This window comes from Halomonas sp. PBN3, assembly GCF_000475415.1.
Taxonomy (GTDB): domain Bacteria; phylum Pseudomonadota; class Gammaproteobacteria; order Pseudomonadales; family Halomonadaceae; genus Halomonas; species Halomonas shengliensis.
Window position 1 is genome coordinate 64,859 of sequence record NZ_AXCA01000003.1, and the last position, 13,681, is coordinate 78,539.

The window sequence follows — 13,681 nt, forward strand, 5'->3', positions numbered from 1 at the left end:
CCCCTCACGGCCTAGCTGGGGGGAAAGGTGAGGGCTTGAAGCAACGCGATCACCACGAAATGCAGGGGGTACCAGGTGAGCCACAACGGCCGGGGCATGGGGGCGATGCGCGTGGCCAGGTGACCGGAGCCGCGTGCCAGCAGGTAGGCCAGGCCAAGGGCGGTGGCGAGGCTGACCAGGTTGAGCACCAAGGCCGGGTTGAGGTGGAAGGCGACCAGAGCGGTGGGGATAGCTAGGAAGGGGCGCCAGGGTGCCGGGGCGGGCTGGAAGGCGAGGGCGAAGGCCGGCACCAGGAGAAGACCAGGGACGCCGTATTCGATGGACGGGGCGGCCAGGGTCGCGGCGGTGGCGAAGACCAGGGCCAGAGTGACGGTGAGCCGGTCGGAGCGCACCAGGGGAACAGCCAGCAGTAGCCCCAGGGCAAGAGTGAAGACGATGTTGAGCTTGTCGCTGTCGGTGACCAGGGCGAAGGGTAGCTGGGCGATAACGGCGATCAGCAACAGACGAAGGGCGTAGCCAAGCGGGTCGCGGGTGTTATGGACGGCATGCCAGGCGACCATAGCGGCGAACAAGGGAAGGGCGGTGCGACCGATGAGCAGCGCCCAGGGGGTGAGGGCGTGCACCTCGGGGAGCAGGAAGCGGGCGGCATGCTCGAGGGTCATAGCGGTGACCGCGAGCCATTGCGCCCAGGGAATCCAGGTGTTGCGGGGGGCGGTGAGGGTCAGGTTAGCCATGACGGGGAATCTCCGTGGCCTGGAGCAGAACGTAGAGCTTGCGCTGCTCGGTGCTGGTGGAGGTGGAGCGGAACAGGGCACCGAGGCCGGGGACCTTGCTGAGCACCGGGACGCCACTGACGGATTCGGTGGTGTCCTCGCTGACCAGGCCGCCGAGGAGCACGGTCTGGCCCGACTGAATCTGCACGGTGGTGGTGATGCTGCGCTGGTTGGTGACGATATCGGCGGCTTCCAGGGACTCGGTGAGGCTGTCGGCGGTGGTGCTGACGTCCATGACGATCAGGCCGGAGGCGGTGACGACCGGCGTGACGTTGAGGGTGACGCCGATGTCCTTGCGCTCGATGGTTTGAAAGGGGTTCTCGATGTCGGCGGCCTGGCCGGTGACACGTCCGGTGATGATGGGCACGTTCTGGCCGACCGAGATCCTGCCGGGGCGGCCGGAGAGGGCGAGGACCTGGGGTGTGGAGAGCACGCGGGCGCTGCTGTTGCGCTGGATGGCGTTGACCGCGAGAGCGAGGCTGGTGCCGTCGAAGATGCCGAAGGAGAGGCCAGGCGCGGCCAGAGAGCCGTTGAGGTTGCGGGTGTTGAAGCCGCCGGCGACGGGAGTGGCGTCGTTGGTGCCAAAGGCGACGCCGAGGTCAAAGGTGTCACCGTCGACGAGCTCGAAGATCACCGCCTGGATGAGAACCTGGGGATGCGGCACATCGAGTTGCGGCAGGAGCTGCTCGAGGTCGGCCAGGCGTTCCTCGGCGCCACGCACGAGGAGGGCATTGGCGGCATCGAGCACCTGGGCATTGGCCGGGGTCATAGAACCGGCGGTCGAGCGCGTCAGGTAGTGAGTGATCAGCGGGGCGATATCCTTGGCGCGGACGTTGTGCAGGGGCAGGACGGTGGTGGCCTGAGGGTCCTGGGGCACGTCGAGATGCTGGGTGAAGTCTTGGGGGGGCTGAGTGACGTTGGTGTCGTGGCGAGTTGTGGCGTTTCGCGCCTCCATGGGGACCAGCACAGGCGGGTTGCCGTAAAGGATCTGAAAGCCGTGGGCCTCCAGGACGCCATGCACGAAGTCGCCGAGTTCGTGCTCGGGGACGTCATCGGCGTAGACGGTCAGGGTGCCGTCGACGCGGGGATCGATGGCCAGAGGAAGATCCATCTGGTCGGCATACCAGCGAGCGAAGTCGCGGACGTCGGTGTTTTCCAGGTGGACCGGGATGGCGTGGGCGGTGGTGACCAGGGCCAGGGTGAGGCCGAGGCTAACAGCGAATTTCAACATGGTCGGGTCCTCGGTGCAGACGGAGGCGGCAGGCATCGAGCGGGACGACGTGAAGCCCTTGGCGGTTGAGGTCGTCACTGGTGATGCGTCGGTCGCCATCGGTCAGGCGGTAGACGGTGGAATCGCCGAGTTGGGCGAAGCTGGTGATACGCAGGCCCTCGAACTCGCTGAGCTCGGGGCCGGGTCGGGTTTCGGGTGTCGCTGGGGACCGGGCGTTGACCTGGTCGACCACCAGGACCGAAACCGTCAGGAAACAGCCGAAGAGGAAGCCGGAGATGCCCAGGAAGGGGCGGTTGAAGCGCTTCCAGTAAATTCGAGTCATTCGCACGTAGAACCTCGCATCCCGAGGCACGCGAAACAGGCCGTGGGTGTACCAGGGCGGGAGATAGCTGTACGTGCCGTGGGGGTAGCTGTCGGAAAAAGCCTGCTTGGTGTCGTAGGCCGGATAGAGGTGGCGACCGGTGTAGGTCCAGCGCTCGACGGTGAGGCTCTGGGGGCTGTCGCCGTACTTGACGATCCCAAGATGGACCTTGGGCAGGGGGAGCTTGCCGCCGGTGGCCAGGGAATAGAGCGCGCCGACGAAAGGCAGGGTGACGCGATCGAGGCGGCGGCAATAAACGACATGTTCGGCCAAGGCAACACGCGCCTGCTTGTCCATGATCGAAAGATCCTGGATCAGAAAGATAATGTCCCATCCCAGCTTACGGGCGTGAAGGAACCAGTCGATCACAGCTTGACGGGACTTGTCGGCCCAGGAACGGGAGTTGAACCAAGTACCACATTCATCAAGAACTAAGAGGCCGTTCTTAGACTCATCATAAGAGTCGTTACCAGTGCCGATGGCCTCAAGGTCAGCAAGGCTGGGCTTATCGGGGATGCGATAACAGCGGGTTTTTCGGGCCTTCTCGCCGATCAGCTTGTCGAGGTTGAGATCGAGGTTGGTGGCCACCTGACAGCCACGGGTCAGCTTGTCCTTAATCTTGCCGACAGCTACCAGGGTTTTACCGGAACCAAGTTTACCGGTGACGACGTAAACAGCCATTAGATAGAGGGCCTCAGCTGCTCCCACTCGATAATCTGGCGCTTATGGTGGAATACCCACATCGCAATTTTGGCGGAATATATAGCTGCCACACAAGCTTCAAAGTTAGCAGGCTTAACCATTCCCAACCCAGCGGCGAGATCGCCGGGGAGGGAGGCGCTAATACCCGAAATAATAGCCGAGAAAGTCGCGCCCAAACCAACAAGGAGCGCAATATAGAAAGCGATCCAGCCAAGCGACGTAGCCATCCTGACAGTAAATCGGGCGGCAAACTTCGAGACAATCCATTCAACGACTTTGACCAGGACATTAGCCAAAGCAGTCACGCCAGCAAATGCTAAGGGAGCAGCCATAATTACGCCCTCCTAGTTGATGGAGCAAAGAAGGTGTTCATGATAGAAACAACTGTCCAGAAGTAGATGATCCAACCCAACCAGTCCCGAACCGTATTAATAGGCTGGCAAGGAATATCAAGCGTAGTGAAACCAGCATTAAACGTTAGCGACGTACAAGAACCACCAGGCAAGGAAGGGAACTTACTAACGACTTGCTGCGCTATAGACGAGCTTTCATCGCTGCCAATCTGATCGAGTTGATCAAGAACGTTATCACCATGCGTTTCAGCTTCTTGCTCAGCATTGTCAGCAATATCATTAAGGCCAGATTCACTTAACATCGAATCAGGATCAGGCGCTTCTTCAGTAAGTGACTCTTCAAGCCCTTCAAAACCTTCAGACATAGAATCATCAAGATCACCGAAGCCTTGTGAAATACTACCAGCAAGATCAGAGATCCCATCCGCAATAGTCTTCAAGAGCCCCGAGTCAGAACCCTGGGTACCATCACCAGAAGGCCCCGCCCCAGGAGCAGTCGGCGCAGTCGTTTTTTCTTTTACAGTACCGTCAGGATTGTACGATGTTGATACACCTGAAGGCTCAGTAATTGTATAACTTCCATCATAATGATCTACCCGAGTTGAACCGTCAGGGTAATCGCTGCCAACATTAGCATCCTCGCCTTCATAACAATAAGTATCACCATTACCAGAAGACACATTTGAAAAGGGGCAATCCTGAGAAGGGTCCGAGGTTGGAGTTAAATCAATATCAGAGGAAGGAACCCAACCGTTATCAAGATCAGGAGGGGGAGGGGAGAGTTCTTCTGGTGTACTAGGTGCATCAGGTGAGGCACCAATCGGGTCAAAAGTCGCAAGCCAATCACCGTTAGGAAATTGAACGCTAACACTAGGGTCAATAGTTCCCACCCAATCACAGCCGCCGGCACTAACAGTAGAGCCAGACTGAAAGCCATCAGAAACACGAAGGGACTTAGAATCTAAAGTCTTGCAATGTTCATCCGTAGACATAGGAGGATCGGGTAATTCATCAGAATAACCAAATTCACCATAATTTTCATGCGGAATAGAGTCCATCATGTCTGACATATCCCAACGGTCTGACCAGTACATAATTACGCCATCAAATTTACCTTCATAATGCTTACTTGGGGAACATTCAACTATATATCTAGGATACCCTTTTTTAAAGTTAAGTAAATTCGAACAAGAACTTGCCAAGAGATTAGGCATTTCATACCACATCCCTGCATAAGCAGGTAAAGAAAATATTAATATTGAGAGAAATAAAAAAAAGAGAAAGAAACGCATGTAGTCACCTGAGAGAGCCATATAAAAGAAGGGGGAGCCATAGCCCCCCCAGGTAACAGCGGAACTATCAGGAAGCGCGGTTGGCGAACTTCTTGAAAAGCTTAATACCCACCAGACCCGCGACGATGGTAGTCACGACCGGCCATGCGGCAGAGATCATGGTTGAAGCTTCCGTTTCGATCGCGGCAATAGCGCTTTCAGCAGCGGATGTATCAGAGGCGCTAGCAGAACCAGCGACAACCAGGGCGGTCAGGCCAGCGCCGGCATGAGCGTAACGGTTACGAGCAGCATGGCCCAGCTTACGAAGTGCATTAGTCATGAAGAAACCTCGACGAGACGTTTGAAGGTGAGAACGATATAGGCCCATGCCCAACCGAGGGCGTAGGCACCGAAGAGAGAACCAACGAGTTCCGCAATGGTCAAGTTCATCGTTGGCCCCCTTTTATTGCGCCGAGCCCGAAGGCAATAACGAGCGCGGCGCAATAACCGAGGAGCCACAGTTGCTCATATTGCTGAGTGTCCATGGCTCGTGTTCCTTGTTAGCCGGCGGCTTTGGTGTCGCTTTTGGCAGCGCCGGGGTGGCCGGTGGCGGAGGGTTTACGGACGGCGATGGCGTGCATCGTCATCTTCCCTTGTGAAGTACGCATCTCAGCGTCGATCTCGAGATTGCAAGGCATATGCGGGGCATGAGCCCGGAGTTGGTCTAGCAGCTCGTAAGGGGCCGAGATGGTCATGACTTCATAGCCAACACGGTTCTCGTTATCGGGATCGGCTTCGTTCATCAGGGTGAGCTTGGCGCCCTTGATGCCGCCGTCCATGGAGTAGCGCATAGCGCCGAGAACGCGGGCTTGAATGGTGTTGATCATAAGGTAGTCCTTCCTTTCTTGGCGTGGGCTTGGGTGAGCTGTTCGCAATGCTCAGCGAGAGCCGCTAGCTCGGTGGTAGAAGGAGACGGACCGTCCGTCTCCTGGATGAAATACTCTGCAAGGCGGTAAAGCAGCGCGGCCTTGCCGTAGTCCCGGCCGTGGAGGCACCGCCCGGCCCGCTCCCTCAAGGCTCTGAGCTCCGGACTGGGGGTCCCCCGCTCCGTCACCCTGCCCGTCGGTCGTCCCGCACGGCAGTCGACGCCGCCCTCCCCGTCAAACGTCGCTGCGCGAGTTGTGACGGGGAGGCCGTCGCCGACTCGGGGAGCCGTGCGACCGACGGGCGACGGGTGACGGGCTGGGGGATTCATGATTAAAGCTCCGAGCCTTGGGAGCGGCCGGGGGCCGCAGGCACAGCCGCCTGGGGGGCAGCATCGAGGCCGAGGGCGGTGAGGTCGCCACCCTCGAGGCGTTCCAGGCCGTCCTGGACGAGCAGTTCGCCGAGGCCGGAGGGGGTGACCTGGTGCGTGCCGGCCTGGACGAGGTAGCGGCTGTAGGTGTCGGCGTCCAGGAACACGCGAACGGGCTGTTTCTTGCCGGTGGCGTGGGTCATTGGGTGTTCCTCTGGTGGGGGTGTGGATAAGCCGGGGTGCCGAAAAAGGGCACGATCAGTCGTCCAGCAGAGAGGGGCGACGGGGTGTGGATAACGTCACGGGCCAAAGGGACAGGCAAGCGGCAGGGTGAAGCGGGGACGGTGTGGGTGTGGATAGATTGAGATCCAGGAGACGCCTCGGGATCAGGTTGGGGCGTCTGGCGAAGGCTCTGATAGAGGCGTTCGTAGACAAAGGTCAGGAAGCCCTTGCAGGCGTTGAGGGTGGTGAAGCCCTCGGCAACGAGCGTCCTGCCATTAATGGTGTTGGTGCGAACGGTGACCCTTTGAAAGGTGAAGCCCTCCAGATGGTCAAGAGTGACAAGAGAGCCGAGGTGGATACGCCAGCCCACGCCATCGATCCCCCAAACGGTCGATACGTCATACAGGTGAGGAGAGAACGGCAGGGGGAAGCCATCGAGGCCACGATCACGGGGCGCTTCGAAGGTAGCTTCACAGAAATAGTCGTTATCCTCGGGGTCGTGGTGAGGGACGGTAAAGGTGAGTTCAAAGCCATGGGGGGCGCCCTGTGAGATGACAGGAGCGACTTTCGCCTCGGGGGTAGGCTGGGGCCTATCGATGTTGTAGATACGGCGCAGGAAGGTCAGCGCGGCGTCACGAGTGCCGAAAGTGTAATTTCGGGTGCCATCCTCGGCGGTGCCGAAGAGGTGGGGGGCATAGTCGGTGGCGAGGTTGCCATCGAGCATAACGGTCAACGGAACGAAGACGTTGCAGCAGCCTGGACGGCCATCACGACCTTCAGGGGCGAGCATGGCGGAGGCATGACCAGCAGCGAAAATACCATCGACGTGGATGGAGGCCCACTCGTGGTAACCAGGCAGGTCGAGCGTGCCGAAAGTGGTGAAGTTCAGGGTATAGGTGCTCATGACCACTCCTCCCCGTTCATGCATTCAGCAGTGAGTAGAGCGACGTTCACCAGGCGGCGACGTCCAACCTTGATGAAGGGAAGGTTTCCTTGCTGGATCTGCCCACGGATGGTGTCGGCAGTGAGGCCTGACAGCTCGGAGAACCGCTCGATGGTCATGACTGGCACGGTGGCCGGGACCTGGGGCGCGTTGCTCGTTTCCATGTCGTACCTGCTCGCTGTGGCTGGCTGGTGTAGACTGACCACGAGTGCTATAGCGAGTAGGTGTAAGCACTAATGATCAGTAATCATGAGTGAGTATAGTCATGTGTGATGAGGCGTCAAGCTCATTCGGAGAAAAAATCCGCCTGATTCGTGAGGCGGAAGAAATGGGACGCCAGGAGTTCAGCGACGTGACGGGCATCCCGAAGAACACGTTGATCAGGCTGGAACAAGGAAAAAACGAGCCATCGGCAAAGGTCCTGTCACAGGTATGTAGGTCCTTCGAGAGGTACACGACTTGGCTAATGACTGATCAGGTAAACGAGATTGCAGGGCAAGTTAGCCCGGAGATGGAGAGGGCCAGGAAGGAGCTTAAGCCAACAGGGACGGACACCGACTAACCAGGAGGGTTGTGGATAGATGGTTCCAGGGAGGAAGGCGTGGTGGATAACCTTTTTTTAAATGTGCTTGTGGATATTATACCGAGGCTTTGGCCGATACTGTTAATAAGTATCGGCTTTTATCTTTTCTCAAGTTTTTTCAAAAAAGGCAGGAAGAGTAAAAAACAGAAATCCGTTTATTCAAACCCAAGAAAAACAAAAGATGGATTTTTAAACCACGGATCGGAAAAATCGAATAGTGAAGGAGAAAAGAAAAGACTAAAGGAATGGCAGGGGTTAGAGAAAAAAGACTCCCTGGCGGATTTTGTTATAGAGACATATAAAGAAAAAAAGAATTATTCGGAGACATTGATAGAAAGGGGAGGGGCTTACAAGGCAAGAGAGTACCTGATGACACCGGCAGAGCGTGATGTCTATCGAGTGCTTGAAAAAGCCTACGGTGATAGGTTCAGGATATTCAGCCAGGTGAGGGTGGTGGATGTGATTCAGCCCAATACCTGGAAGCACCATTCGGAAAGTCGGGAGTTTATGTCATTGTTTCGACAGCTTTCCCAATGGCACTTTGATTACGTGCTGTGTGAAAGAGAGAACTTCAAAATCTTCTGCGCCCTGGAGCTGGATGATGCCAGCCATGAGAGAGCGGATAGAGTAAGGCGAGACCGAATCCTGGATATGGCGTGCAAGGATGCGGGGCTTGAACTAAAGAGAATGCGGATCAACCACGCAACCAAGAGCATTGATGTGGTTAATTGAAGGGAGCTAGTTTCTTGGGCCGGCGTACTGTGACACTTCACCATTGCAAATAACGGCACGGTGAAAGCCAGGAGAGTACCGGGGGTTTCTCCAAACATAAGACTTACAACGATCTCGAACCAAGCGTTCACTACGATAGTTATCCGGATGGCCAAGGATCTGGATAGCGGTAGCCTCAGAGATGCCAATAGCAAGACGACCGTCGGCACGGGCGCGCACCTGCTCATTGCGTGACGCCCTGCGTGGTGCAGAAGAGGTCGACTGTGACGATGGCTGTTGAACCTGGTCAGGCTGAGGGACAGGGCGAGAACGAAGAGAGTGAAGCGATCCAGAAGGAGGCGCCTGGTAAACGGAGATACCACCACCTGGGCGGTAAGCACCACCGCCGCAAGGGCTGTCCTGATAGACGGTTTGGCCATCGATGGTACAACGATGGATCTCGGCGTGAGCAAAAGGGGATGCGAGGAGAAGGGCAAAAAGGAGCGTCTTGGTCATCATCCATGAGGCCGGTAGCGGGGTGGCCTAAGCCAATATAGCACAAGGCGGGGTGTCGACATTGTGTCGACGGCAATGTGCCGTTACGGTGTGAAGCGAGGCGGTAGAGAAAGCTAAAGGACCATTTTATGGAGCTGTGGACAAGTGCAAGCAGATACGGAATCCACTTGTAATCAGTAGGTCCCGGGTTCGACTCCTGGTGCCGGCACCATCTCAAGCAGTGCAAAATCAGCTACTTACGAGCAAGAGTGGAATCCCCACCTGGCGTGTCAGTAGACCTGACAGCTTCGTGAAATAGAGACAGATCATCAGCCTCACACTTGTTTCCATCTGGAACCGAGGTGAGGTTATGCGCGTTGTATCTGTTATTTCGACCAAGGGCGGGGTCGGCAAAACTACCGTCACAGCCAATCTGGGCGGCCTCCTGGCCGATGCGGGCCTCAGGGTCCTGTTCATTGATCTGGACAGCCAGCCGACCCTCTCCAGCTACTACCCCCTTCGCACCGAAGCCCCTGGCGGCACCTATGAGCTGATCGCGCTCAGCGACACGGCGCCCGATCGCGTCATATCGCAGACGGCCCATCCCAATCTGGATGTAGTGATCTCCAACGATCATGCCGGCCAGCTTCCTCAGCTGCTGCTCAACGCCCCGGACGGCCGTTTCCGGCTTGCCCAGCTGCTCTCCAATCTGTCGGGCTATGACCTCATCCTGATCGACACCCAGGGGGCGCGCTCCATCACGCTGGAGATGGCGGTCCTCGCCTCCGATTACGCTCTCTCTCCCATCACCCCCGAGCTGCTCTCAGCCCGTGAGTTCGTGCGCGGCACCGTTGGCCTGCTGCGCGACCTTGAGGCGCTCAGCCAGTTCACCCACCTCTCTGTTCCCCCCGTTTCCGTACTCGTGAACCGCCTGGATGAAACCGCCGATGCTCGGGGCATCCACCAGACCCTGGCAGAGATGTTCGCCGCCGGCGAGCAGGGCGTCACCGTCATGCAGAGCACCATCCGCGCCGGTGTCGCCTTCCGACAGGCGGCCAGCGCCGGACTGCCGGCTCACCAGTTCGAGCCGCGCAAGCCCGCCGGCCGCAAGTCTCCTTCTGCTGCCGACCAGGTCAAGGCGATGGCCCGTGAGCTCAACCCCGACTGGCAGCGGCTGATCGACGCCATGGTCATTACCACCGCCATGCAGGGAGGCTGCCACGATGAGTGCCATTGAGAACCTGGTCGAGCTCCGGGTAGCCGAGGAGCGCCCGGAAGCCGGCTATCTGCCGCCTCACAGCCTGGAGGCGGAGCAGTCGGTGCTGGGCGGTCTCTTGCTGGATAACGCCATGTGGGACGAGGTCGCCGACCGCCTGGCGCCGGCGATGTTCTACCAGCAGGGCCATCGCCTGGTGTTTCAGGCGATCAAGGCGCTGGCCGAGCGCGACCAGCCGATGGATGTGGTGACCGTCTCCGAAGCGCTGGAGGAAGCCCACCAGCTGGAGCAGGTGGGAGGGCTCGCGTTTCTGGCTGAGCTGGCCCGCAATACGCCCAGCGCGGCCAATGTGGCGGCCTATGCCGAGATCGTGAAGGACCGCCATGCGCTGCGGCAGCTGATCCACACCTGCTTCACGCTGAACCAGCAGGCCCTGAACGCTCAGGGCCGCACGGCCGCCGAGCTGATCGAGGAGGCCGAGCAGAAGCTCTTCGCCCTGACGGAGGAGCGCCACGACCGGCTGAGCTCCATGAAGGAGATGCTGGGGGAGGCCATCAACGTCATCGATCAGGCCTTCAATGCGCAGGGTGGGGTGACGGGGATCCCGAGCGGCCTGAGCGAGCTGGACGCCATGACCGCGGGCTGGCAGCCGGGGGATCTCATCATCCTGGCCGGCCGCCCCTCCATGGGCAAGACCGCCATGGGGCTCGGCTTTGCGGAGCATGCCCTGATGGCAGAGGAGGCTGCCGGTCCGGTCTTTATCTTCTCCCTGGAGATGCCCGAGTCGCAGCTGATGCTGCGGCTGATCGCCAGCCTGGGCAATGTCTCCCTGCAGAAGCTGCGCACCGGAAAGATGGAAGACGGGGATTGGCCCAAGGTAACCGCCGCGGTCAGTCGGCTCACCCAGCTGGACGGGAAGCTCTTGATCGATGATGCCTCGGGAATCACCGCTTCCAGCCTGAAGGCCCGCGCTCGCCGCATGACCCGCCGCTTCGGGCGCCCCTCCATGATCCTGGTGGACTACCTGCAGCTGCTTCAGGAGCCGGGCAGCGAAAACCGCACCCTCGAGGTGGGCAAGGTCAGCCGCATCCTCAAGGAAACCGCCAAGGAGCTGCGCACCCCGGTGATTGCCCTGTCGCAGCTCAACCGCTCCTTGGAGACCCGCCCCAACAAGCGCCCCTGCATGGCCGACCTACGTGACAGTGGCGCGCTGGAGCAGGATGCCGACGTCATCGCCTTCATCTACCGCGACGAGGTCTACCACCCCGATAACGAAGATAGCCACGGCCTGGCCGAGCTGATTCTGGGCAAGCAGCGCAATGGGCCCACCGGCACCGTGCACCTGGCGTTCCAGGGAGCGTCGGCGCGCTTCAGGCCGTTGGCCTGGCAGCATCAGGAGGTGACCCCATGAGCCAGTATCGCGTGCGCACACCCGAGCCCCGCTCCCGACTTTCAAAGGCGCTGGCTCAGGTCATGAACGAGACTCGCCAGCGTCAGCTTGAGGCTGAGCAGCAGGGGCTCTCATCCCTCGAGCATCTGATCTGCGTGGCTCAGGGCCACAGCGGCCAGTCCCACCACCTGCGCCGCCTCCTCCTCGCGCTCTACAACGGCTACCGCTGGCCCTTCGAGATGCAGCGGCTCCGCGGGCTCGACGCGTCGCTACAAGCGGATGCTCTCGCGGTGATCCAGATGGCCACCTATAGCGGCCACGAGATCCACACCTTCATCGAGGGTGGTGATGCCTTGCTGACACGCTTCTGGGAGATCGAGGAGGCCAACGATGAGTAAGTCGCTGTCGGCAGCACGAGGGTGCAAGGGGATGCAGCGCCTGGTGCGCTATGCCGCCACCCGGGGGTGGGAGGTGCAGCGAACCAGCGGCGGGCACCTGAGGTTCAGTAAGCCCGGCTGTGCGCCGGTCTTCACCTCATTCACCACCAAGGACCGCCGCGCCGAGCTCAATGCACGCGCCCAGCTGCGCCGCGCGGAGTGGCAGCAGAGGTTCCGCCATGACGAGTGATGCCACTGTCATCAGCACCCAGGCGCCGCTAGCCGGCGCCCTCTTTGCCCGCTTCGTCACCGAGGAATACCGCCGATGAAACGCCCGACCGACCAGCAGCTTCGCGAGCGCCTGATGCAGCCCAGCCCCAAGCGTCAGGGGCAGCCTGTGGATGCCGTGACTCCGCCCGATCAGGAGATGGCCGTCTGGGTCACCCTGGACATGCTCAAGCCCTACGAGCACAACCCCCGGCAGGTGCAGAATCCCAAGTACGAGGAGATCAAGGCGTCGATCCGTGCCGCGGGCCTCAAGCACAAGCCCCCTGTCACCCAACGGCCGGGCGAGAAGCACTACACCATCTGCGACGGTGGCAATACCCGCCTGCAGATCCTGCGCGAGCTCTATGAAGAGACCGGCGAGTCGCGCTTCCACGCCTTCTATGCTCTGTACCGACCCTGGCAGTCGGAAGTGAAGATGCTGACGGGACACCTCAGCGAGAACGACAACCGTGGCCAGCTGCTCTGGATCGAGCGTGCCAAGGGTGTGGTGGACGCCAGGGCAATGTATGAAGAGGAGAGCGGCGACACGCTCTCGCAGCGGGAACTTATCAAGCGTCTGGCCGAGGACGGCTACCAGGTTGCTCAGAGCCATATCAGCAAGATGCTTTACACCGTCGAGTACCTGCTGCCTACCCTCCCCAACACCCTCTACAGTGGTCTTGGCCGACCACAGGTCGAGAAGCTGATCAGCTACCGGGAAGCCTGCCGGCTGCTCTGGGAGCGCTGCACCGAGGAGGTCACGCCCGAGGGCTTTGCCGAGGCCTGGCACCAGACCATGGCCTGGTTCGATGATGAGGGCCAGACCGAGATGAACTGGAGCATCGTGGTGGACCGGCTGTGCGGCATGCTGGCCGACCACACAGGGGTGCACTTCAACGTCTGCGAGCTGACCCTCGATAACATCGTCACCTACCGCAAGCGACGCTGGGACCTGGAAGAGCATCAGGCTTTTGAGGCCCTGGACGTGGAGCTGCAGCAGATGCGCGACCCCAACGCCCAGCCGCCCTCGCTCTATCCGCCGCTGCCCGAGCCCGCCACGGGCGGTGCGCCGGTGGTGAAGGTACCCGCTTCAGATCCTGGCCGTGAACCTCAATCTCAGCCGCAGACCGACCCTCAGGCCGAGCAGCTGCCGTCGCCTCGGACCCTTAGCCGAGACGCGCCTACCGACGATGAGAGGGCAGAGAGCGCCGAGCTGCTTCGGCTGCGTGAGCAGGCTGCCGCTCTGGAGCGCGAAAAACAGCAGCTGAGCGAGTCACCGTCTCCCTCGGTGTCGGTATTCAGCGAGCCGGCATCGGAGGCTGACCCAGTGCCCATGGCGGCACCCGCAGAGGAGGCGGGTGACTGGCCAGAGGGTGCTGCGCGGACGGAGGCCGAGCGGGCTGCCCGCCTTGAAGGGCTGACTCAGTCCCGCTGGGAAGAGACTCCAGGGAAGCGCGGCTACCGTCACCACCTGGCCAGCGAGCTCGGCGTG

The 13,681-nt window shown here is 59.9% G+C and carries 18 protein-coding genes; 7 read left to right on the top strand and 11 right to left on the bottom strand.

Translation table 11 applies throughout. The features are described from left to right. Positions 1–11: 11 nt before the first annotated feature. The 11 genes from Q673_RS19930 to Q673_RS19965 all read right to left on the bottom strand — a co-directional run bounded on the left by Q673_RS19930 (position 12) and on the right by Q673_RS19965 (position 7,314). On the bottom strand, positions 12–734 hold the full coding sequence (locus Q673_RS19930) for a TraX family protein (RefSeq protein WP_023004375.1): 723 nt from the start codon (positions 732–734) through the stop codon (positions 12–14). Continuing rightward, entirely contained in the window at positions 727–2,004 is a 1,278-nt protein-coding gene (locus Q673_RS19935; protein ID WP_023004376.1) for a secretin N-terminal domain-containing protein, read from the bottom strand. The genes Q673_RS19930 and Q673_RS19935 overlap by 8 nt, the downstream gene beginning before the upstream one ends. Then, entirely contained in the window at positions 1,985–3,046 is a 1,062-nt protein-coding gene (locus Q673_RS19940) for a zonular occludens toxin domain-containing protein (protein WP_023004377.1), read from the bottom strand. Before Q673_RS19940 ends, Q673_RS19935 begins: the two co-directional genes overlap by 20 nt. Beyond that, complete coding sequence (locus Q673_RS35485) at positions 3,046–3,399, bottom strand: DUF5455 family protein (RefSeq protein ID WP_023004378.1); 354 nt, start codon at positions 3,397–3,399, stop codon at positions 3,046–3,048. Before Q673_RS35485 ends, Q673_RS19940 begins: the two co-directional genes overlap by 1 nt. Positions 3,400–3,401: 2 nt before the next feature. Further along, complete coding sequence (locus tag Q673_RS36345; protein ID WP_152527046.1) at positions 3,402–4,712, bottom strand: hypothetical protein; 1,311 nt, start codon at positions 4,710–4,712, stop codon at positions 3,402–3,404. Between the two features lie 67 nt (positions 4,713–4,779). Beyond that, the gene (locus tag Q673_RS35700; RefSeq protein WP_081711929.1) at positions 4,780–5,031 is read right to left on the bottom strand and encodes a major coat protein; all 252 of its coding nucleotides are present in this window, start codon (positions 5,029–5,031) and stop codon (positions 4,780–4,782) included. Positions 5,032–5,137: 106 nt separating this feature from the next. After that, positions 5,138–5,236 carry a tail virion protein G7P-2 gene (locus Q673_RS37195; RefSeq protein ID WP_442778047.1) on the bottom strand — a complete coding sequence of 33 codons (99 nt, stop codon included), beginning with the start codon at positions 5,234–5,236 and terminating at the stop codon, positions 5,138–5,140. A 15-nt stretch (positions 5,237–5,251) separates the two neighbouring features. Continuing rightward, positions 5,252–5,578 carry a hypothetical protein gene (locus Q673_RS19950; RefSeq protein ID WP_023004383.1) on the bottom strand — a complete coding sequence of 109 codons (327 nt, stop codon included), beginning with the start codon at positions 5,576–5,578 and terminating at the stop codon, positions 5,252–5,254. Between the two features lie 370 nt (positions 5,579–5,948). Next, complete coding sequence (locus Q673_RS19955; protein WP_023004384.1) at positions 5,949–6,188, bottom strand: hypothetical protein; 240 nt, start codon at positions 6,186–6,188, stop codon at positions 5,949–5,951. Then, the gene (locus Q673_RS19960; RefSeq protein ID WP_023004385.1) at positions 6,185–7,111 is read right to left on the bottom strand and encodes a hypothetical protein; all 927 of its coding nucleotides are present in this window, start codon (positions 7,109–7,111) and stop codon (positions 6,185–6,187) included. Before Q673_RS19960 ends, Q673_RS19955 begins: the two co-directional genes overlap by 4 nt. Then, positions 7,108–7,314 carry a hypothetical protein gene (locus Q673_RS19965; RefSeq protein ID WP_023004386.1) on the bottom strand — a complete coding sequence of 69 codons (207 nt, stop codon included), beginning with the start codon at positions 7,312–7,314 and terminating at the stop codon, positions 7,108–7,110. Before Q673_RS19965 ends, Q673_RS19960 begins: the two co-directional genes overlap by 4 nt. A 101-nt stretch (positions 7,315–7,415) precedes the next feature. On the opposite strand from Q673_RS19965, the gene Q673_RS19970 reads away from it, so the two are divergent. The 7 genes from Q673_RS19970 to Q673_RS20000 form a co-directional block, all read left to right on the top strand. Further along, positions 7,416–7,712, top strand: coding sequence for a helix-turn-helix domain-containing protein (locus tag Q673_RS19970; RefSeq protein WP_023004387.1), 297 nt, complete (start codon positions 7,416–7,418; stop codon positions 7,710–7,712). A gap of 39 nt (positions 7,713–7,751) precedes the next feature. Beyond that, positions 7,752–8,465: a DUF2726 domain-containing protein gene (locus tag Q673_RS36350; RefSeq protein ID WP_152527047.1), complete on the top strand. Its 714-nt coding sequence runs from the start codon at positions 7,752–7,754 to the stop codon at positions 8,463–8,465. 844 nt (positions 8,466–9,309) lie between these two features. Next, positions 9,310–10,176 carry a ParA family protein gene (locus tag Q673_RS19980; RefSeq protein ID WP_023004389.1) on the top strand — a complete coding sequence of 289 codons (867 nt, stop codon included), beginning with the start codon at positions 9,310–9,312 and terminating at the stop codon, positions 10,174–10,176. Continuing rightward, positions 10,163–11,566, top strand: a complete 1,404-nt coding sequence (gene dnaB, locus Q673_RS19985; protein ID WP_023004390.1) for a replicative DNA helicase — start codon at positions 10,163–10,165, stop codon at positions 11,564–11,566. The genes Q673_RS19980 and dnaB overlap by 14 nt, the downstream gene beginning before the upstream one ends. Beyond that, positions 11,563–11,943 carry a DUF7673 family protein gene (locus Q673_RS19990; RefSeq protein WP_023004391.1) on the top strand — a complete coding sequence of 127 codons (381 nt, stop codon included), beginning with the start codon at positions 11,563–11,565 and terminating at the stop codon, positions 11,941–11,943. The genes dnaB and Q673_RS19990 overlap by 4 nt, the downstream gene beginning before the upstream one ends. Further along, a complete protein-coding gene (locus Q673_RS19995; protein WP_031217487.1) occupies positions 11,936–12,172 on the top strand; it encodes a hypothetical protein in 237 nt (78 codons plus the stop codon). Before Q673_RS19990 ends, Q673_RS19995 begins: the two co-directional genes overlap by 8 nt. Before the next feature lie 75 nt (positions 12,173–12,247). Further along, positions 12,248–13,681: ParB family protein (locus Q673_RS20000; RefSeq protein WP_023004393.1), on the top strand; the 1,434-nt coding region annotated here is incomplete at its 3' end.

Bases quoted from the DNA above. Each gene is read 5' to 3' on its own strand.
- Q673_RS19930 (WP_023004375.1), bottom strand. From the start codon at position 734: ATGGCTAACCTGACCCTCACCGCCCCCCGCAACACCTGGATTCCCTGG.
- Q673_RS19940 (WP_023004377.1), bottom strand. From the start codon at position 3,046: ATGGCTGTTTACGTCGTCACCGGTAAACTTGGTTCCGGTAAAACCCTG.
- Q673_RS19960 (WP_023004385.1), bottom strand. From the start codon at position 7,111: ATGAGCACCTATACCCTGAACTTCACCACTTTCGGCACGCTCGACCTG.
- Q673_RS35700 (WP_081711929.1), bottom strand. From the start codon at position 5,031: ATGACTAATGCACTTCGTAAGCTGGGCCATGCTGCTCGTAACCGTTAC.
- Q673_RS35485 (WP_023004378.1), bottom strand. From the start codon at position 3,399: ATGGCTGCTCCCTTAGCATTTGCTGGCGTGACTGCTTTGGCTAATGTC.
- Q673_RS19965 (WP_023004386.1), bottom strand. From the start codon at position 7,314: ATGGAAACGAGCAACGCGCCCCAGGTCCCGGCCACCGTGCCAGTCATG.
- Q673_RS19995 (WP_031217487.1), top strand. From the start codon at position 11,936: ATGAGTAAGTCGCTGTCGGCAGCACGAGGGTGCAAGGGGATGCAGCGC.
- Q673_RS19935 (WP_023004376.1), bottom strand. From the start codon at position 2,004: ATGTTGAAATTCGCTGTTAGCCTCGGCCTCACCCTGGCCCTGGTCACC.
- Q673_RS19990 (WP_023004391.1), top strand. From the start codon at position 11,563: ATGAGCCAGTATCGCGTGCGCACACCCGAGCCCCGCTCCCGACTTTCA.
- Q673_RS19980 (WP_023004389.1), top strand. From the start codon at position 9,310: ATGCGCGTTGTATCTGTTATTTCGACCAAGGGCGGGGTCGGCAAAACT.
- dnaB (WP_023004390.1), top strand. From the start codon at position 10,163: ATGAGTGCCATTGAGAACCTGGTCGAGCTCCGGGTAGCCGAGGAGCGC.
- Q673_RS19950 (WP_023004383.1), bottom strand. From the start codon at position 5,578: ATGATCAACACCATTCAAGCCCGCGTTCTCGGCGCTATGCGCTACTCC.
- Q673_RS19955 (WP_023004384.1), bottom strand. From the start codon at position 6,188: ATGACCCACGCCACCGGCAAGAAACAGCCCGTTCGCGTGTTCCTGGAC.
- Q673_RS19970 (WP_023004387.1), top strand. From the start codon at position 7,416: ATGTGTGATGAGGCGTCAAGCTCATTCGGAGAAAAAATCCGCCTGATT.
- Q673_RS37195 (WP_442778047.1), bottom strand. From the start codon at position 5,236: ATGGACACTCAGCAATATGAGCAACTGTGGCTCCTCGGTTATTGCGCC.
- Q673_RS36345 (WP_152527046.1), bottom strand. From the start codon at position 4,712: ATGCGTTTCTTTCTCTTTTTTTTATTTCTCTCAATATTAATATTTTCT.